The sequence below is a fragment of the Nocardia sp. NPDC002869 genome, assembly GCF_046764065.1.
In the GTDB taxonomy this organism is placed as follows: domain Bacteria; phylum Actinomycetota; class Actinomycetes; order Mycobacteriales; family Mycobacteriaceae; genus Nocardia; species Nocardia rhamnosiphila.
On sequence record NZ_JBKOOL010000116.1, the window covers coordinates 1 to 18,483 of the forward strand.

An 18,483-nucleotide genomic window follows, 5' to 3' on the forward strand; every position below is an offset into this window, starting at 1 on the left:
TGTTCGGCGCCCTTGACAATGGTGCCGGTCTCCGGCTCGACCCAGACGTCGCGGGTGTTGCCGTAGAAGCGGTACATGGTGACCGGTTCCTCGCCGCCCTCGACGCCCCACTTGGCGGCGGGCAGTTCCAGCTTGTTGGTCGGCGCCTTGGAGACGTCGGCCAGCTTGGTCACCGGGACCTGCTGCCGGAAGTGGTAGACCTTGGTGCCGTTGATCTCGGTCTCTTCCTGGAACACCATGTCGGTGGTGGTCCGGGCGAGCACGTCGAAGTACGGGTAGGTCTTCTGCTCGGTGCCGATCGGGAACCGGTACTGCAGACCCGTGTGCTGCACCGGATCCGCGAGCGCCTCACCCTTGGAGTTCGTGGTGATCGCGATCGACCCGTTGGGGTCGGCGGCCACCGGCTCACCGGTCTTGCGGTCGATGGTGACCCGGTCGACGTAGGCGGTCAGCACGCCGGTGTCGCCGGATTTGTCGATCCGGCGCAGGGTGTTACCGGCCTGGATGGTCATCTCGTCGGCATCGGAGGGGTCCTCGACGGTGAGGAACCGCTGGGAGACCAGCGGTACATTCTTGTTGACCTCGGCCGAGCGCCCCTCGGCCGTCAGCGACGAGGAATCCAGGACCAGGCTCTCCTGGTCTTTCTGGTTGAGCGCGACGGTGGTGATCTCGAGGTCGAGAGGAGTCTTGGCCATCTTGCTGACGGTGTAGGTGGGGATCATCAGCGCGGCGACGATAAGCAACGCGCCGAGACCCACGAGCACGCAGGCAACCGTCCTTCTGGTTCCGGCACTCAGTGCCATGCAAACTCTCCTCGTCGTAGAACACAGGTCGTTCCGCGGGTACAGCGGGGCGCCGCGGCACTCGTGAGCCCTGACACTAACAGCCTGGAGGTTACCCAGGGGTTGGCGAGGCCGGAATCCGACCGAAAACGGGGGGAGTCTAACCCGCATTGTGAAATACCGGCTTCCTACGAGCGCAGACGGCCCGGCAGACTGGTACCCGATGACGACCACCCCGACCACCGATACCGGCCCCTGGCCCCCCGCCGAACAGGCCGAACGCCGGGCCACAGCCGGTCGCTGCCCGGCTTCCGTGGGCACGTCGCCGGTACCCGCCGGGCGTCAGCGGGGCTTTCTTCCCGCGCTCGAGGGTATGCGCGGCCTGGCCGCCCTGGGCGTACTGCTCACCCATGTCGCCTTCCAGACGGGTGCCACCGGTATTCCCGCGCTCGGCCGCCTGCTGGAACGCTTCGATATGGCGGTCGCGGTGTTCTTCGCGCTGTCCGGTTTCCTGCTGTGGCGCCCGCACGCGCTCACCGCCCGCGGCCTCGGCGACGCCCCCGGTCTCGGCTACTACCTGCGTCACCGGGTGGCCCGGATCGTTCCCGCCTACTGGCTCGTGGTGTGCGCTGTACTGATCCTGGTCCCGGCCGCCGCCGGTACCGCCGGGCTGCAGGTGTGGATCTCCAACCTGCTGCTCCTCCAGGTTTTCGTACCGCTCACGCTGACCGACGGGCTCACCCAGATGTGGAGTCTGTCGGTCGAGGTGGCCTTCTATATAGCGCTGCCGCTGCTGGCCTGGCTGCTGCACGGGTTGCGGGGCCGCGCGGCCGCGGCCCGGGTACCGGCCGTTCTGACGCTCGGGCTGGTCTTCCTCGGCTGGAACTTCCTCCCGGTACCGACCCCGGATGCCATCCACGCCGACAACTGGTTGCCCGCCTATATCCCGTGGTTCGCGGGCGGGATGCTGCTCGCCGAGCTGACCTGCGACGATCGGCGCCGCGCGCGCCTGCTGGGCAACCAGTGGTTGATGTGGGCGATCGCCGCCGCCGCGTTCGTGGCGTCGGCGACCCGCCTGGGCGGAGTCGCGGGGCTGACCCGGGCCGAACCCTGGCAGTACGCCGCGAAGATGGGCCTCGGCGCGGTGATCGGATTCGCCCTGCTGGCGCCGCTGGTGCTGGGACCGCCGGACAAACCGCATCGCTGGCTGACCGCGGCGCCGGTCGCGATGGCCGGACGCTGGTCCTACGGGATCTTCATCTGGCATCTCGCCGTGCTGTCGGTGATCTTCCCGGTATTCGGCATCCTGCCGTTCAACGGCAATTTCGGGGTGGTGCTGGTACTGACGGTGGCGTTCACACTGCCGATCGCCGCGGCGAGTCACGCCCTGGTGGAGGAGCCGTGCCGGCAGTGGGCGCGGCGGCGGGACCGGCCGCCCGCCGCGAAAGCGTGATCCGCCGGCTCAGCAGTCGCAACCGCAGCCGTCGCAGCAGCAACCGTCACCGCAACAGCTGCCGCAGTCCTTGCAGCAGCTGCAGCAGTCACAGCAGCTGCTGCAGTCGTCGCAGGTACATCCCCGCCCGACCCAGGACTCCTTCCGTTCGCCGCTGCACGGCCGGGTGTGCTCGGCGCAGCAGGCGTAACCGGTGCAGTACTGGGTGCAGATCAGCCGGCTCGACTCGGCGACCCTCGGCCGCTGCGGGCCGGTGGGGTGGACGCCGACCAGGTTCTTCCCGGCGGACGCGGTAGGCGGCGGCGCGATGGTGCGGCCGAGCCGGCGCAGTGCGGTGGTGAGCGGATCGAGTAGCGCCCAGCGCAGCGTCGGCAGACCGCTCAGGCCGGCGGTCCCCAGCGACGACCGCAACGAACGATGGGATTCCCGGACGAGCGCGTAGGCCTCGGCCCGCGTGGTGCCGGTGGCGGTGAGCGGGTTGAAACGATCCGCGGCGGCGTCGGCGTGATAGTCGGTGAGCGCGTCGGCCAGATGCGCGATCCGGCCGAACTCGTCTCCCGCGGTGCGCAACGCCGCCACATTCTCCGGGCGATCGGCCAATACCGCGGTATGGGCGAAGAACTCCGCGGCGCAGCGACGGCTGGCGCGGGTCAGTTCGTCGAGGGCGGCCGCGCCCGCCGGACCGGCCCCGGCGGCGACCCGGCGTTCGGCGCCCGCCTGGGCCTCGATGGCCGCCACCAGCGGAGCGATATCCAAACCGATGGCCGCGGCCCGGGCGTGGGCGCCCGCCGACCAGCCGGTCGCGATCCGCCGCATGGGACGGTGCAGCCGGGGGCGGGTGTCGCCGTCGTCGATATGGTCGGCGACCTTGGCGGAGCCGAGCAGCAGGGATGCCGTGGCGGCGAGCTGGACCGGCGCCGAGGCGCCGACGGGAACCCGTGCGGTGCGCATTCCGCGCAACGGGCACGGTCCGGCGGTGCGGCGCGCGGCGGGTGCCGCGGCCTGGGCCTCGGTCAGCACCGCGAGCACTACCGCGTCGGTATTGGTCGCACTCCGGGCCAGCTGTCCGTGCCCGTCGCGCAGTCCCAGGCACAGGCCGCACATATGGGCCTGCCAGAGCTGTGGGTCCACCCCGTATTTCGCGGCGCCGTGCCGGCACGGCCGCAACATTCCGAACACTGTGCCCTCCCGGCCGGATGCGTCCTCCGCGACATCCGTTGCGCGCATCGAAAATACGGAGCGCGCGGGCCCCGCGCAACCGGGAAAGCGCCACTGAGCGGGCGATACGAACTATTCGGGCATCTCGCCCGTTTCCGCGGCGTCCGCCGCACCGGGTTTGCGGCCGGCCAGACCGCGCCAGGCCAGCGCGTCGAGCAGATCCACGGCCTCGGCCACCTCGATGCGGCCGGCGGCGACGGAATCGGCGATGGCCTCCCCCGCGCCGATCACCGCGACGGCGACGATATCGAAGTTGGTCCCGGGCTCGGCGTGTTTGGCGCTGGACTCCAGCAGCTTGGCGGTCAGCTCGATGACCCGCTCCCGGGCGTTCTCGATCTCCGAGGCGAAGGCCTGCTGCCCGAGCGCCTGGCGATAGAGGACCTGCCAGGAGTTGCGATGGGCATCGACGAAACCGAGGAAACCCTCGAGCGCGGTGCGCAATTGCTCGTGTGGGCTGAGCAGCGGGTTGCCGGCGGGTGCGACCGATTCGAGGAAGCGCAGGCCCTCCCGCTGGATACAGGCGCGGAACAGTTCGTCCTTGGAGCCGTAGTAGAGGTACAGCATCGGCTTGGAGATCTCGGCTTCGGCGGCGATGGCGTCCATGGAGGTTTCGTGGAAGCCCTTGCGCGAGAAGACCTCGACCGCGGCATCGAGCATCTGCTGCTCGCGCACCGCTCTCGGAAGCCTTTTCGTACCGCCCGCCATCACGTCTCCTACCGCAGTGAGCCCATTATATTACTCCAAAGTAAGTTCCCCAGGACCGGAACCACCGGCCGCGATACCCGCGCGCCGGTGTTCTTCCGGTAGGCGGCCGGGAACCCCGGCCGGTCATTCCGGGGCCGGACCCGTGGCCCGGCCCGGGCCCGTCAGCAGGTGCGGGGGACCCGCTTGTAGTCGGCCATCCGCAGCACCGAGGCGTCCACCCGCTCCATCGGCAACCGGCCGGCCGCCACCGCCTGCTCCAGCTGATCGAGCACCTGGCCCACGGCATCGGTACTGATCCAGAGCGCATTGTCCGCGCCGGCTACGAGCGCGGCCTCCACCGCCTGCTCGATGGACAGCCGTTCGGTGATCGCGGCCATACCGCTGAGATCGTCGGTGAAGATCACGCCGTCGAAGGGCGCCGCCCCGTACCCGGAACCCTCGCGCAGCAGCGTCATCACCTCCGGGCTGATACTGGCCGGGACGCCCGGGGTGGTCAGCCCGGGAACGTCGAGATGGCCGACCATGACCGCCGAACCCGTATCGATCAGCTCACGGAACGGCACCAGGTCGCTGGTGCTCAGTTCCGACAGCGGCGGCACCTGCACGGCGCCGAGATGGGAATCGCCGGTACTGGAACCGTGGCCCGGGAAATGCTTGAGCACCGTCCCGAGACCGACCTCGTGCATGGCCCGGATATAGGCGTCGGCGTATTCGGTGACCACGGCCGGGTCGTCGGAGAACGAGCGGTCACCGATCACCGAATCGTCGGGCTGGGAACTCACATCGATATCGGGGGCGAAATCCACCGTGATCCCCAAGTCCTGCATGGCCCGCGCACGGTCCAGGGTCGCGGTGTAGAACTCGTCGGGCGTCATGGTCTGGGCGGTGACCCGGGCCGAGGGCGCGGTGCCGATGAGATCCTCGAGGCGCGACACCCGGCCGCCCTCCTCGTCGGTGGTCACCATGAGCGGCACTTTCGCCGCGGCCGCCACCTGCGCGAGCCCGCCGTCGGTGAGCATCGACAGATCGGTCCAGCTGCCGACGAAGATTCCGCCGACCTGATGGTCGCGTACCACGGCGAGCGCGTCGTCGGTACCGGTCACCCCGACGGTGAGCAGCTGCGCGAGCTTCTCCCGGGTGCTGAACTGCGCCAGGTACCGGGCGGCGCAGTCGCCTTCGGTAGTGGTCGGGCCGGCCACGTCACCGGTCGCGCCCTCGGGGCTCGTACCGGCGCCCGGGGTCGCGGTGGTGCCGGGACCGGAGCCGCCGTTCTCGGAGCCGGAACAGCCGGTGAGGAGCGCGGCGAGCACCGCGAGCAGGACCAACGGTATCTTCCGCATCGTTCGACGGTAGTCCGCGCCGCGCGACCGCGACACTTCGGATCGGCTTCCGGACAGAGGTAATCTGGTAACACCGGTCAGGAGTACGTCCCGGAGGAGCAATGATGCCCTGCGATCTGATGCTCATCGCCTACGACGGTTCCGAACACGCCAAACGCGCGATCGAATACGCCGGACGTTTCGTCGCCGCCGACCGCGCGGTGGTCCTGACCGCCTGGGAGCCGATGGTCCGCCAGGCCGCCCGCATCTCGGGGATCTCCGGGATGGTCCAACCGGAATGGGTGCCCGACGAGGAACTCGAGGACATCGCCTACGCCACCGCCCGCGATATCAATGCCGAAGGCGTGCACCTGGCCGCGCTCGCGGGGCTGAACGCCGAGGCGCGCACCCAGGAATACGCCGCCAGTGCCTGGCAGGCGGTCGTGGAGGTCGCCGACGAACTCGATGTCGACATCATCGTCGCGGGCACCCGGGGGGCGACCGGGTTGCGCGCGCTGGTGCACAGCAGCGTGGCCGACGCCGTGCTCAAACACTGCCACCGCCCCGTCTTCCTGGTTCCCCCGGTGCAACCGGCCAGCGCGCGGAAAACCGGCCACGACGACCACGCCGCGAAATAGGGGCGCCGCGGGCGTGGTTACGGTCGGATCATGACCGGGTTCCTGCTGGCACGCCCCGACAGCGTGGTGCGCGGCACCGGTGTGCGCACGGTGCACCGCGATCCATGGCAGGCCGCGGCCGCCCTGCGCGAGGGCACCGCCGCGGCGATCGCCGGGGCGCTACCGTTCGATCCACGACGCCCGGCCGCGCTGGTCGAGCCGGGCGAACTGCTGCACACCGCGGGCCCGTGGCGCCCGGCCGCGCTCCCGGAGCTGCCGCGTGTCGAAGTGGTGGAGCAGACGCCGGGGCCGGCCGAGCACCGCGCGCGGGTCGCGCGACTGGTGGAACTACTGAACGAACCCACCCCTCGCCTGCGCAAAGTGGTGGCGGCCCGCTCCGTACGCGCCACCGCGGCGGCCGCGCTGGACCCCGAGCTGCTCGCCGCGTATCTGCTGACGCGGAACCCGCGGGCGAATGTCTTCGCGGTCGATCTCACCCCCGCCGGCCGTACCGGCGCGACGCTCATCGGCGCGAGCCCGGAACTCCTGATCCATCGCCGCGGCACGGCCATCGAGCTGTACCCGCTGGCCGGCACACTGCCCCGGCTCCCGCACCAGGGGGCCGATTCCGCGCAGGCCGATCTGCTGGCGGCGAGCGCGAAGAACCACGCCGAACACGCGTTCGTGGTCGACTGGATCACCGAACGACTGTCCCCCGTATGCATCGGTCTGTCGGTGCCCGAACGGCCGCGACTGGTCGCCACCCACGATGTGTGGCATCTCGGGACGCCGATCCACGGCGTGCTGCGGGCGCCGGCGCCCAGTGCCCTCGAACTGGCGCTGCTGCTGCACCCCACCCCGGCGGTCTGCGGTACCCCGACCGCCGACGCGCTCGAATACCTCACCACCCACGAGGAGGACCGCGGGTTCTACGGCGGCGCGGTCGGCTGGTGCACCGCCGACGGCGACGGGACCTGGGTGGTCGCCATCCGCAGCGCGGAACTGGCCGCGGGCGGCCGCGAGTTGCGAGCCCACGCCGGCGGCGGCATCGTCGCGGCCTCCGAACCCGCCGCCGAACTGGCCGAGACCACGGCCAAACTGCGCACCCTGCTCGGCGCCCTCGACTGCGCCGTACCACCCGACAACGAATGAGCCGGAGGCGTCCGGAGGCAGGGCCGCCGCGGGCCGGCACGGACCGCGATCGGGCCCGGCCGGCGGCAACCGTTAGGGTGAAACGCCCGACGGTGCCTACCCGGGCCCGGCCGGTCCTGCTAGGTTGGCCCAGATATCTGCCTGCTTCGGAGTTTGGAGTGCTGCGATGAAGTTTGCTGTTCCCGGTGTTGCGAGTGCGGTCGGCGGCGCCCTGCTGGGCGCCATCGCGGTCTTCGCCATCACCGCCGCGCTGCAGCAGGACAGCCGGCCGGAAGTCGACCGAAGCGGTAACGCGGACAGCTCGCTGCTGAACAGCGTCGAATACGGCAAGCGCTGAGACCCGGCCCGATCTCGTCCCGTCCCCGCCGGAGCCTGTCGGCGGGGACGGCGAACGTCTGACCCACGGTGCCCGTCCAGTCCGATCCCGTCGAACCTGCCGACGCGGCCCCCCGCTCCACCCTCGATGCGGCGCCCGCCGATGAACTGGGCCGCCGCTGGTTCCTCGGCACCGCGTTCGCCGCTTTCCTGCTGACCTTCCTGCAGGCCCCCGGCCTCACCGCCGCCGACACCAAATACGATCTCGCCGAGAATCCGCTCGGTTTCCTCGCCCGTGCCGCCCATCTGTGGAGCAGCCAGGCGCCGATGGGCCAGGTCCAGAACCAGGCCTACGGTTACTTCTTCCCGCACGGCGCGTTCTTCGCACTCGGTGACGTGCTGCACCTGCCCGCCTGGGTCACCCAGCGGATCTGGTGGGCGCTGCTGCTGCTCGCGGGTTTCTGGGGGGTGGTCAAACTCTGCGAAACCCTCGGGATCGGCAGCCGCGGATCACGGGTGATCGCGGCCGCCGCCTACGCCCTGTCCCCCCGGGTGCTGACCACCGTCGGCTCGATCTCCTCGGAAACCCTGCCCATGATGCTGGCGCCGTGGGTCCTGCTCGCACCCGCCGCGCTGGGCACCGCCTACCGCAGGCATCGGCGCGGCGGCGCGCGGTCCCCGGCGGGCAGCGCGATGGCGCTGGCGCTGATGGGAGCGGTGAACGCCATCGCCACCGTGGCCGCATTCCTGCCCGCGCTGCTGTGGTGGGCCAGTTTGCGGCCCAACCGCGCATGGTGGCGGTTCACGCTGAGCTGGGTGCCGCTGCTGGTCCTGGCGGTGGCCTGGTGGGCGGTACCGCTCCTGCTACTGGGCCGGGTGAGCCCGCCGTTCCTCGACTACATCGAATCCGCCGGGGTCACCACCCAGTGGGCGTCACTGGGCGAGGTCCTGCGCGGCACCGACAGCTGGACACCGTTCGTCTCCCCGGAACGGATCGCGGGCGCGGTCCTGGTCACCCAGCCCGCCGCGGTGCTGGCCACCGGGCTGATCGCCGCGGCAGGGATGGCCGGGCTGGCACTACGGTCCATGCCGGCCCGCGGGCGGCTGGTGCTGATCCTGTGCGTCGGGCTGACCGGTATCTGCGCGGGTTATGTGGGACAGCTGGGCGGGCCGTTCGCCGAACCCATCCGCGTCTTCCTCGACTCCGGCGGCGCACCGCTGCGCAATGTGCACAAACTCGAACCGCTCATCCGGCTGCCGCTGGTGCTGGGCATCGCCCAATTGCTGGCCCGGGTACCGCTGCCGGCCTCGGCCCGGCCGCAGGTGTGGCGGGCGGCGTTCACCAACCCGCACCGCGACCGCCGGGTCGCGGTCGCCATGCTGGTCCTCGCGGCGCTCGCGCTGTCCAGTTCCCTGGCCTGGACCGGGAAACTCGCCCCCCGCGGCGCCTACGACGCGGTCCCCGCCTACTGGCAGCAGACCGCGGACTGGTTGCGTGCGAACGCCGCCGACACCCGTGCGCTGGTGGTCCCCGGCGCCCCCTTCGGCAGCCAGGTGTGGGGCCTGACCCGGGACGAACCCCTCCAGGCACTCGCCGAGACACCGTGGGCGGTACGGGACGCGGTCCCGTTGAATCCGCCCGGCACGATCCGGGCGATGGATTCGATACAGCGGCTGATCGCCGACGGCCGGCCCTCCGACGGCCTGGCCGCCGCACTGCGCGGACAGGGCATCGGAGTGCTGGTCCTGCGCAACGATCTCGATCCGGATACCTCCCGTTCCACCCGCCCGCTGCTGGCGCACAACGCGGTGGAGGGGTCACCGGGGCTGCACAAGGTCGCCGAATTCGGGAAGCCGGTGGAAAACGATTCCGGCCGCGACGATTTCGTGGTCGACGCGGATCTACGGCCCGACTATCCCGCGGTGGAGATCTATCGGGTCGACACCCCGGCCCCGGGCACCCCCGCCGAGGTGCGCGGCGGGACCGGGGCACCGGAGCGGTTCCCCGGCGCGTACACCGTGCCGCTCGAATCGGTACCGGTGGTCCAGGGCGGGCCGGAGGTCCTGGAAAGACTGCATCGCGACCCCGCGACCTCGCACGAACCCACCCTGCTGGCCGCCGACGCCGCGGCCGCGGGCCTGCCGGTGGGCCCGGTGACGGTGACCGATACCCCGATGAACCGGGAAACCGATTTCGGCAGGGTGGACAACCACAACTCCGCGCTGCGTGCCCCCGGCGACGCCCGCCACACCCACAACCTGGTCCCCGACTACGCCGTACCGGGCGCCGAACTGGTGCAGGGCGGCTGGACCGGGGCCACCATCACCGCGTCGAGTTCGGCGGCCGACGCGACACAGATCGGCGGCGCCGCCCCCGGCAACTCGACCGCCGCCGCCGTGGACGGCGACCCGGCGACCGCCTGGATCAGCAACGCGGGCGAATACGCCCTGGGCCAATGGATCCGGCTCGAACTCGACACACCGTTCACCTCCGGTCTGCTGCGGTTCACCACCACCCCCGCCGCCATCGGCGATCCGGTGAAATGGGTGGAGGTGCGTACCAACAACGGCAGCGTCTCGGCCCGGATCAGCGAACCGGGCGAACCGGTTTCGGTCGCGCTGCCGGTGGGTTCCACCGACTGGGTGAAGATCACCGCCATCCGCACCGAACGCGGCAGTACCGGCGGCCAGTTCGGGATCAGCGAACTGGGGCTGGAGGACTACACCGTGCGCGACGCCGGCGTCCCGGTGGAGATCCGGCACCGAACCGTCCTCCCGCCCCCACCTCCGGGCGCGACGGTCATCGGGTGGGATCTGGGCCAGGAATTCCCCGGGCGCAGCGCCTGTTTCGACAGTCCCGATCGGGTCCGCTGCGGTAAGGGCCTGGCGCTGGCGCCCGAAGAGCTGGGCCCGTTCGGCCGGACGCTCTCCGTTCCGGCACCGGCCACCGTCGAACCGCGGCTCATGGTCCGCCCGCGGCAGGGTCCCGCGCTGGAGGCACTGCTGACCGACCCGGCGCGCCCCGTGGCACGCGGCGCCTCCGATGTGGGTGATCTGCGCGGTTCCGCGTTCGCCGCCACCGACGGCGACCCCCGCACCAGCTGGACGGCGCCGGAGGACACGGTCCGCGACACCCTGGGGCCCAAACCCGGGCTGATCATCGAACTTCCGGCGCCGACCCTGGTGACCGGCCTGGAATTGACGCCTTCGCTGGGCGGCCTGCCCGCCGCGCCCACCTCGGTCACCGTGAACCTGGGCGACGGCCCGCAGGTCCGGGAGATAGAGGAGTCCGACGAGGTCTCCCGGATCGACCTGCATCCCACGGTCACCGACCGGATCGAGTTGAGCATCCGCAGCTGGGAAGCCGTGCTGGACCGGACGGCGCTCGGCTATCACCAGGCCCAGCCGCCCGGTCTCGCCGAGATCGGGGTCCTGGGCCCGCAGTATCCGCCGCCCGCACCGGCGGACCGGCCGGTGACCGTCGGTTGCGACGCCGGGCCGACCATCGCGGTCGGCGGCCGCCTGGTCCACACCAGCGTCACGGCCACCGTGGGCGAACTGCGTTCCGGCGACCCGGTTCCCGCCCAGGTGTGCCCCGACGCGCCGCAGGATACGGCCGCGTTCCCGGCCACCGCCCCCGGTGTCGTACAACCGGTCTCGCTGCCCGTCGGGGACGTCGACCTACTGGTCGCGCCGACGGAACTGTTCTTCGTCGACCGGCTGCGCCTGGTGAACACCCGGCCCACCACCCCCGCCCCGAGCACCGGCACCCGCCTGCTGACCCTGCCCCTGAGTACCAATACCGGCTGGTCGGCCCATAGCGCCGACGGCCGCGAGCTGCGGCCGGTCGTGGTCGACGGCTGGCAGCAGGGCTGGGTGCTGCCCGCCGATACCACCGGCCCGGTGACCGTCTCCTTCCCGATCGACAGCTGGTACCGGCTCGCGCTGCTCCTCGGCCTCCTGCTGCTGCTCCCCCTCATCGCCCTCGCCGTGCCGCGCGGCCCCCGCACCGAGCCGGTGGCGGCGGCACCGGACGTGTGGTCACCGCGGATACCGGCCGCACTCGCCCTGATCGCCGCCGCCACCGTGATCGCCGGGGTGACGGGCACGGTCCTCACCGTCGCGGGCCTGGCGGCCGTGCGATTCGTACCCCGGCTGCCGCGCCGCGCCCTCGCCGTGGTCGCCGGAGCGGGCACGGCGGTCTCGGCCGCCGCACTGTCCACCGGCCCGTGGCGGATGCCCGGCGGTTATATGGGGGATTCGCTGTGGGTCCAGTTCCCGGCCCTGGTGGCGGTGGTCGCGGTCGGGCTGGCGGCGCTGCCCGGGATCAGGCGGGAGCCGGAACCCGGCGACCCGCCGCCATCCGGATGACCAGTACCGCGACGAGAGTCGTGGTCACGGTGGCCACGGAGGCGACCGTGGCGATCAGTCCGGTGACACGGCTCGCCAGGGTGAGCACGAGCACCACCTCGAGGACCAGACCCGCCCACGCGATCCCCGCCAGCGCCGTCCGCTGCACCGCGATGGCCGACAGCAACGCGCCCTGCAATACCGCCAGAATCGCCCCGTGCAGCGCGAACAACCACAGCAGGCCCTCGATCGGCGCGTAGTCCTGTCCCGCGAAAACCGGCGCCAGCGGGGCGGCCAGCGCCGCGCCCAGCACGGCGACCACCCCGATGCCGGAGAGAACGGCGAGCGCCGAGCGCACGGCCGAACCGGACGAGGCCGGTTGCGCCATCCGCGGATACAGCACCACCCCGACCGCCTGCGGTAACCAGAACGCGACCTTGGTGGCGATCGTGCCCAGCGCGTAGCGGCTGGCGTCGGGTTCGTCCAGCACTATGCGGACCACGATGAGATCCGCGGAGGACAGCGCCATCAACGCCGCCTGCACCTGCGCGGCCTGCAGAACCGCGAACACCCCGGCGAACCCACCGGCCACACCGGGCGTCCCGACCGGTACCGCGGCGGGACCACCCACCGACCCATCCGCCCGAACCACCGGCCGGCCGCTGCCCGCCACCACCCGGGCGTATCCCGCGGCAGCGGCGATACCGCCGGCGGCCGCCCACAGCGCCGGGGTCGCGCCGCCGCCGCAGGCGAGCACCACCAGCGCCGGAACCACCTTGGCGATACCGGTGACACCGAGCACCACCGCCAGGCCACGGAACCGGCGCGACCCCTGCAGCACCCCTTGATCCCCGGCCAGCACCACCAGCGCGGGCGCCGATCCCAGTGCCGCCGCCGACGCCGCGATACCGACCTCGAGCAGCGCACTCACCACCGGAACCAGCACCACGACGGCCGCGGCCACCAGCAGCGCGCACCGCCGGCGCAGCGCCCGCAGCGCGGCGATATCGGCACCGTGCACGAGTTCGCGTGCGACCACGTTCTGCAGGGCCAGCGCGGGTACCGCGCACAGCAGCTGCACGGCGAGCAGGCTGGCGAACTCGCTGTACCCGGACACGCCGAGCCAGCGTCCGGCCAGCAGTTGCAGCAGATAGCTCGCGATATTCGCGATCATCGCCCCCGCGGTCACCAGGGTCATGTCCGCCACGGCGGGGAGACGGCGAACGGACTGCACGTGCGCAAGTGTCCCACCCGGCCCGGCGTCCATACCGGTCCGCCCCGCCGCGGCCGGCGAACGTAGGGTGACTGGCCGTGAGTGCGCAACGAACAGGCCGGTGGACGCGTCTGCTCCCGGCCGGTTACAGCCTGCTGCTCACCCTGCTGATCACCGCGCCCCTGCTGCGCCCCGGATACCTGCTGCTCCGCGACGCCGTGAGCACACCGCGCTCCTATCCCACCGACGCCGCGCTGGGTCTGGGCGACGCGGCCCCGCGGGCCGTACCCCAGGACGCCTTGCTCGCCGGGCTGTCTCCGCTGATCGACGGCGGGTTGCTGGTGAAGGTCGTCCTGCTGGCCGCCCTCTGGGCCGCCGGGTACGGCGCCGCGGTGCTCGTCCGGGAGTTGCTCGGTGCCCCGCTCGCCGCGCAGTTGGTGGCGACCACTCTCGTCGTCTGGAACCCCTATATCGCCGAGCGGCTCCTCCAAGGGCACTGGAGCCTGCTCACGGGCTACGCCGCGCTGCCCTGGACGGCTCTGGCCGCACTACGGCTGCGCACCGCCGCCGGCCGGACCCGGTTCGATCGGTTCCGGGACTGGACGGTACTGGCCGGCTGCCTCGCCGCCGCGGGCCTGACCCCCACCGGCGCCCTGCTCGCCACCGTGGTCGCGGTGACCGTGGCCGGATGGCGGCGCGCGCCCGGGGTGACAGCTCTCGCGCTCCTGGCCTGCGCCCCGTGGCTGGTGGCCACCGCCGTCTCCGGGGTCGCGGCCGAACCCTCCGACCCCGCGGGCGTCACCGCTTTCGCCGCCCGCGCGGAACCCTGGCTCGCCACGGTGGGCAGCCTGGCCGGACTGGGCGGTATCTGGAACGCCGAGGCGGTACCGGTCTCGCGGACGACTCCGCTGGCCGCCGTCGCGACGATCCTGCTGCTCGCGGTGGTGTTGCTCGGGGTCCGGCGGGTCGCGGCGCCCGACGCGGACCCCGACCGCACCCGGACCCGCCGGATCCTGCTGGTCCTGGCCGTCGCGGCCGTACTGGTCCCGGCGCTCGCGGCCACTCCCGCGGGGCTCACGGTGATGGAATGGCTGGTCGTCGAAGTACCCGGTGCGGGACTGCTGCGCGACACCCAGAAGTACGTGGCGCTGGCCGCTCCCGGCTACGCGCTGTGCGCGGCCGCCGCCTGCCTCGGACGCATCAGCGCGAGGGCGGGCACCCCGGGCGACGAGCGGCCGGACTCCGCCGATGACCACGGTGACCCGGCCCGCTGGTCGCCGGGTCTGGCCGCGCTGTTCATCGGGGTACTGGCCCTGCCGCTGATCGACCTCGGCTGGGGTGTCGGCGGGCAACTGCGGACGATCGAGTATCCGTCCTCCTGGCAGGAGATCGCCGAGCGCGTCGACGGACCCGGCGATATCGCCGTACTGCCGGGCGGGATGTTCCGCCGCTTCCCCTACACCGGATCGGCTCCGGTGCTGGACCCGGCGCCGCGGCTGTTGCCCCGCGACGTCCTGCAGACCGGGGCGTTGCCCGTCCGCGGTGCGACGGTGACCGGCGAGGGCGCCCGGGCGCGGACCGTGGAGAACCTGCTCCTCGACGGCGGGCCGGCGGACGAACTGGCACAGCTCGGTGTCGGCTGGGTGCTCGTCGAACGGGATACCCCCGGCCCGCTCGGGAACTCCGCGGCGACGCTGGCGCAGTTGGCGCCGGTCCACAGCACCGGCGAACTGGCGCTGTACCGGGTCCCGGACGTCCGGCCGCGGCCCGCGCCCGAACACCGATCGCCGGTGGTGGCCGCGCACATCCTGTGGGCGCTACTGCTGGTGACACCGCTCGCCGTCCGGGCCTCCGGGTTCGTGGTACGCAAAGCCGGGAGCTGAGGTCAGGTTGCCGGTACCGTAGCGCAGTCGAGAACACCGGGCGGGTGCGCCGAGGCGTGGAACCCCGACCGGCTCGTACGTCGAGGCCGAAATGCGGCAGGCCGGGAATCGCGACCGGATGCAGGCAGCTCGGCACGGCCGGCAACGATTGCCCGGGTGCCGGGGGCGGCGTACCCTCAGGCGCCGGCCGGGAGTTCGGCGCGCGGCTCGGCAGCCACGTCCTCCCCCGGGGAGATCAGTCCGCTGACACGCTGCCCCGCCGCGGCGGCTGCCAATACCCGGTGCACCCCCGAGGCGGTGTGCTCCCAGGAGAACTCACGCGCCCGGGCCCGGGCCTTCTCGCCCATGATCGTGCGCGCGGTCGCGTCGTCCAGTAGTTCGCCGACCGTGGCAGCCAGCTGATCGACGTCGTCGGCCAGCACCCCGGTCACGCCGTCGACGATGGAATCGGTGAGGCCGCGCGACGAGCGGTAACCGACAGTGGGCACGCCGTGCTGGGCTGCCTCGATAACCGCCAGCCCCCAGCCCTCTTTACGGGAGGGCAGGACGTGCACCCAGGCGCGGGCAAGCAGCTCGTGTTTACGGCCCTCGTCGACGTGGCCGTGGAAGGTCACCGCGTCGGCGATATCGAGGGCAGCGGCCTGATCCCGCAGTTTGTCCGCCCACCAGCCGCCGCCGATCACGTCCAGCCGCACCTCGGGGATCCGGGAGCGCAACCGGGCGACAGCGGTGAGCGCGTCCTCGATCTGCTTGTGCGGGACGAGCCGCGACAGCACCACCACGCGGGGTTCGGCCGAACGGACGACCGCGCTACCCGTCGGCACGTGCGCGGGGACCGGTTCCGCCCCATTACGGACCACCGCGATCCGGGATCGGTCGACGCCGAGCGTCGCCAGTTCCTCGGCCGAGGGCAGGGAGACGGTGAGGTACTGGTCGGCGCGGTGCACCCGGGGCGAGAGCACCGATTCGATCCACCAGCCGATCCGGCCGACGAGCGCACCGGCCACCGGCCACTGCTCCCGGTGCCCGTGATGGACCAGCACCACCGAGGGCACACCGGAGACCAGCCGGGCGAAGAAAGGGATGCCGTTCTGTGTGTCGATCACGGCCTCGGGGCGGATGCCGCGCAGCGGACCGATACCGCACCGGCCCAGCGCGATGGCGGCCAGCGCGCGCGGATACACCGAGAACCGGCCCCCACCCCGGCTGATCTCGATACCGTCGATCCACTCCCGTTTGGGCGCACCCCGGTAGCGGGCGGTACGCAGCGTCACCTTCACACCGCGGGCGGCGAGGTGCGCGCCGACCTGTTCCAGGTACCGCTCGCTACCGCCGCCCTGTGGATGACCGGTATCACGCCAGCAGAGCAGGAGGACTTCGCGCACGTGGGGATTCTCCGGTGGGCTCGGGTCCCGCGCACGGGACATGGGCATCGCGGTACACCTTAACGCTCGAGCATGTCCGGCAAGTCGCCCACCTGCGTGTCCATTCGGTATCGAAGACCTCGCGGCGGGGTTTACCGGCTGCGAAATCTGTCATCGTTCACAATGTGCGAAACTCGGCATCGTGCTCGACGCCGAGGAATCAGCTGTGGACCGGATTTCGCCCGAGACGGGCGGCGACGCCGATACCATGCCCCGGCCCGGTTCCGCCGGCTCCCCGGCCCGGTCGGTGCCGAGGCGTTTCCGCTTCGCGCGTCGCGCCTCGGTGCGCCGGTCACTGCGCCTGCTGCACAGTTTCCGTTTCGAACAGACCGATCCCGCGCGCTTCTACGGCGGTATCGCCACCGACAGTGCTCATCTGCTCGCCGATTTCTACGCCGACCTCACCGGCCGCGATCTCGCCGGCGCCACCGTCCTCGATGTCGGCGGCGGTCCCGGCTACTTCGCCGACGAGTTCGCCCGAGCCGGTGCCCGCTATATCCCGGTGGAACCCGATCCCTCGGAGATGCACGCCGCCGGCATCTCGGTACCGGCCGCGGTTCGCGGCTCCGGGATGGCGCTGCCGTTCCGGGACGACGCGGTCGACATCTGTTTCTCGTCCAATGTCGCCGAGCACGTGCCGGATCCGTGGCGGATGGCCGACGAAATGGTCCGGGTCACCCGGCCCGGCGGCATGATCGTGCTGTCCTACACGGTGTGGCTCGGACCGTTCGGCGGCCACGAGACCGGACCCTGGCACTATCTCGGCGGGGAGTACGCCGCCCGCCGGTATCGGCGCCGGCACGGTAAGGAGCCGAAGAACCGTTTCGGCACCTCGCTGTTCGCAGTCCGGGCGGCAGACGGGGTGCGCTGGTCGCACCGCACATCGGCGCACGTCTTCGCGCTGTTCCCCCGTTACCACCCCCGCTGGGCCTGGTGGCTGGTGCGGGCACCCGGCATCCGAGAGCTACTGGTCAGCAATCTCGTGGTCGTCGCGAGCAAACCGGGCTGAGGACTACAGCGCCACCTGCGCCCGGCTCCGGCCGATCCGGCCGCGCCAGCCGCTGCGCACCACCGGTTCGGCTCTGGTCCAGGGTGATTCCCGAATGGCCAGGCCGACGGTTTCGAGAGTGGTGAGCCCCATGAGATCGGCCAGTCCACCGACCATTGCCACAGCTTCGGCGGCCTGCATGGCCGCTATCGCCTGTTCGGTGGTCAGGGTCCGCCCCGGTAGGAATGAGACGACCCAGCCGCCGCTACCAACGCTTTTCGCTTGATGGTCGGTCTGGTCGCTGGTCATCAACGCCCGGCCGATCACTTGCACCGCCATGAACGCCTCTCCCAATCGCGGGTATTCGGTTCGATGAATGGAGCGAGCTGATATCTGGCTAACATCATGCGCCCTCCAGCAACAAAACGCAATAGTGCGTTCCATGAAACACGAACCGGGAGGTCTGATTTCGTGGCATGCGGCTGCCTGTGGGAACCCCACATCGACAGCCCATCCGCAGAACGGAGATCGCGAGTTCTGCTCGCGCACAGCGCAACACCTGCGGGAACCGAAAGTTTGCCACAGCCCGCTGTTTCCACCACGCAGAAACGCCGGTCAGGCGAAACACGACCTACACCAGCCGATCTCGGCGCCACTGGGGCGGGAAATTCGTGTAGCAAACCAATCGGTAGCCGGCATCGCCCGGACAATGGGATTGCCGCCGTGGGCCGGATCGCCGGTGGCGACCACATCAACCCGCCAGTCGTCCGGAAGAACCGCCCGCATCCGTCCCGCCGCCCGGCTCAGTGGTGTACTGACAGGCCCGCCATCGGAGGATTTCGGGGTCATGAACTCGTCGGCCATCTTCCAACCACCTCTCAGGGGTGATCGGCTCGGCCACGGATAACGACGGCGGGAGCCGACCGGGCGATATCGGGACGTCCAATCGGGGAATGCGTGGTCTGAGATCCAGGACACACCCAGAGTAAGGCACCCGGGCTCCTCGAGCCCGTACCCCGCCCGGTGCGCGGCGGTTACCGCCCGCGATACAGCGCGACCCGCGG

15 protein-coding genes are annotated in these 18,483 nt (G+C 71.3%); 7 read left to right on the forward strand and 8 right to left on the reverse strand.

Going from position 1 to position 18,483, the window contains the following annotated elements; translation table 11 throughout:
• A partial coding sequence (locus ACLML9_RS20145; RefSeq protein WP_411946986.1) for a DUF3068 domain-containing protein occupies positions 1-803 on the reverse strand: 803 nt, incomplete at its 3' end.
• A gap of 352 nt (positions 804-1,155) precedes the next feature.
• Here ACLML9_RS20145 and ACLML9_RS20150 point away from each other — a divergent pair.
• Positions 1,156-2,235: an acyltransferase family protein gene (locus tag ACLML9_RS20150; protein WP_411946997.1), complete on the forward strand. Its 1,080-nt coding sequence runs from the start codon at positions 1,156-1,158 to the stop codon at positions 2,233-2,235.
• Positions 2,236-2,244: 9 nt separating this feature from the next.
• Here ACLML9_RS20150 and ACLML9_RS20155 read toward each other — a convergent pair whose 3' ends face one another.
• From ACLML9_RS20155 to ACLML9_RS20165, 3 genes are all read right to left on the reverse strand, one after another.
• The gene (locus ACLML9_RS20155; protein ID WP_411946987.1) at positions 2,245-3,462 is read right to left on the reverse strand and encodes a DUF5685 family protein; all 1,218 of its coding nucleotides are present in this window, start codon (positions 3,460-3,462) and stop codon (positions 2,245-2,247) included.
• A gap of 63 nt (positions 3,463-3,525) precedes the next feature.
• Entirely contained in the window at positions 3,526-4,158 is a 633-nt protein-coding gene (locus tag ACLML9_RS20160; protein WP_411946988.1) for a TetR/AcrR family transcriptional regulator, read from the reverse strand.
• Positions 4,159-4,319: 161 nt separating this feature from the next.
• Positions 4,320-5,498: a glycoside hydrolase family 3 N-terminal domain-containing protein gene (locus tag ACLML9_RS20165; RefSeq protein ID WP_411946989.1), complete on the reverse strand. Its 1,179-nt coding sequence runs from the start codon at positions 5,496-5,498 to the stop codon at positions 4,320-4,322.
• A gap of 104 nt (positions 5,499-5,602) precedes the next feature.
• On the opposite strand from ACLML9_RS20165, the gene ACLML9_RS20170 reads away from it, so the two are divergent.
• The 4 genes from ACLML9_RS20170 (at position 5,603) to ACLML9_RS20185 (ending at position 11,932) form a co-directional block, all read left to right on the forward strand.
• Positions 5,603-6,115 (forward strand): universal stress protein, encoded by a 513-nt coding sequence (locus ACLML9_RS20170; RefSeq protein WP_411946990.1) that lies wholly within the window; start codon positions 5,603-5,605, stop codon positions 6,113-6,115.
• Positions 6,116-6,145: 30 nt separating this feature from the next.
• A complete protein-coding gene (locus tag ACLML9_RS20175) occupies positions 6,146-7,246 on the forward strand; it encodes an isochorismate synthase MenF (RefSeq protein WP_411946991.1) in 1,101 nt (366 codons plus the stop codon).
• A gap of 166 nt (positions 7,247-7,412) precedes the next feature.
• A complete protein-coding gene (locus ACLML9_RS20180) occupies positions 7,413-7,583 on the forward strand; it encodes a DUF2613 domain-containing protein (RefSeq protein WP_081877246.1) in 171 nt (56 codons plus the stop codon).
• 68 nt (positions 7,584-7,651) lie between these two features.
• The gene (locus ACLML9_RS20185; RefSeq protein ID WP_411946992.1) at positions 7,652-11,932 is read left to right on the forward strand and encodes an alpha-(1->3)-arabinofuranosyltransferase; all 4,281 of its coding nucleotides are present in this window, start codon (positions 7,652-7,654) and stop codon (positions 11,930-11,932) included.
• Here the strand turns inward: ACLML9_RS20185 and ACLML9_RS20190 are convergent.
• A complete protein-coding gene (locus ACLML9_RS20190; protein ID WP_411946998.1) occupies positions 11,889-13,109 on the reverse strand; it encodes a polysaccharide biosynthesis protein in 1,221 nt (406 codons plus the stop codon). The two genes, ACLML9_RS20185 and ACLML9_RS20190, sit on opposite strands and share 44 nt — an antisense overlap.
• A gap of 113 nt (positions 13,110-13,222) precedes the next feature.
• Between ACLML9_RS20190 and ACLML9_RS20195 the strand changes: the two genes are divergently transcribed.
• Positions 13,223-15,007: a hypothetical protein gene (locus ACLML9_RS20195; RefSeq protein WP_411946993.1), complete on the forward strand. Its 1,785-nt coding sequence runs from the start codon at positions 13,223-13,225 to the stop codon at positions 15,005-15,007.
• A gap of 176 nt (positions 15,008-15,183) precedes the next feature.
• Here ACLML9_RS20195 and ACLML9_RS20200 read toward each other — a convergent pair whose 3' ends face one another.
• Positions 15,184-16,392 (reverse strand): glycosyltransferase family 4 protein, encoded by a 1,209-nt coding sequence (locus ACLML9_RS20200; RefSeq protein ID WP_411946994.1) that lies wholly within the window; start codon positions 16,390-16,392, stop codon positions 15,184-15,186.
• 247 nt (positions 16,393-16,639) lie between these two features.
• Here ACLML9_RS20200 and ACLML9_RS20205 point away from each other — a divergent pair, with 247 nt between their 5' ends.
• On the forward strand, positions 16,640-17,440 hold the full coding sequence (locus ACLML9_RS20205; protein WP_411946999.1) for a class I SAM-dependent methyltransferase: 801 nt from the start codon (positions 16,640-16,642) through the stop codon (positions 17,438-17,440).
• Positions 17,441-17,443: 3 nt separating this feature from the next.
• On the opposite strand, the gene ACLML9_RS20210 is transcribed toward ACLML9_RS20205, so the two are convergent.
• Entirely contained in the window at positions 17,444-17,758 is a 315-nt protein-coding gene (locus ACLML9_RS20210) for a hypothetical protein (RefSeq protein ID WP_411946995.1), read from the reverse strand.
• Positions 17,759-18,034: 276 nt separating this feature from the next.
• Positions 18,035-18,283 (reverse strand): hypothetical protein, encoded by a 249-nt coding sequence (locus tag ACLML9_RS20215; RefSeq protein ID WP_411946996.1) that lies wholly within the window; start codon positions 18,281-18,283, stop codon positions 18,035-18,037.
• Positions 18,284-18,483 lie beyond the last annotated feature (200 nt).

Bases quoted from the DNA above. Each gene is read 5' to 3' on its own strand.
- ACLML9_RS20175 (WP_411946991.1), top strand. From the start codon at position 6,146: ATGACCGGGTTCCTGCTGGCACGCCCCGACAGCGTGGTGCGCGGCACC.
- ACLML9_RS20155 (WP_411946987.1), bottom strand. From the start codon at position 3,462: ATGCGCGCAACGGATGTCGCGGAGGACGCATCCGGCCGGGAGGGCACA.
- ACLML9_RS20180 (WP_081877246.1), top strand. From the start codon at position 7,413: ATGAAGTTTGCTGTTCCCGGTGTTGCGAGTGCGGTCGGCGGCGCCCTG.
- ACLML9_RS20160 (WP_411946988.1), bottom strand. From the start codon at position 4,158: ATGGCGGGCGGTACGAAAAGGCTTCCGAGAGCGGTGCGCGAGCAGCAG.
- ACLML9_RS20165 (WP_411946989.1), bottom strand. From the start codon at position 5,498: ATGCGGAAGATACCGTTGGTCCTGCTCGCGGTGCTCGCCGCGCTCCTC.
- ACLML9_RS20190 (WP_411946998.1), bottom strand. From the start codon at position 13,109: ATGACCCTGGTGACCGCGGGGGCGATGATCGCGAATATCGCGAGCTAT.
- ACLML9_RS20210 (WP_411946995.1), bottom strand. From the start codon at position 17,758: ATGGCGGTGCAAGTGATCGGCCGGGCGTTGATGACCAGCGACCAGACC.
- ACLML9_RS20170 (WP_411946990.1), top strand. From the start codon at position 5,603: ATGCCCTGCGATCTGATGCTCATCGCCTACGACGGTTCCGAACACGCC.
- ACLML9_RS20205 (WP_411946999.1), top strand. From the start codon at position 16,640: ATGCCCCGGCCCGGTTCCGCCGGCTCCCCGGCCCGGTCGGTGCCGAGG.
- ACLML9_RS20150 (WP_411946997.1), top strand. From the start codon at position 1,156: ATGCGCGGCCTGGCCGCCCTGGGCGTACTGCTCACCCATGTCGCCTTC.
- ACLML9_RS20215 (WP_411946996.1), bottom strand. From the start codon at position 18,283: ATGGCCGACGAGTTCATGACCCCGAAATCCTCCGATGGCGGGCCTGTC.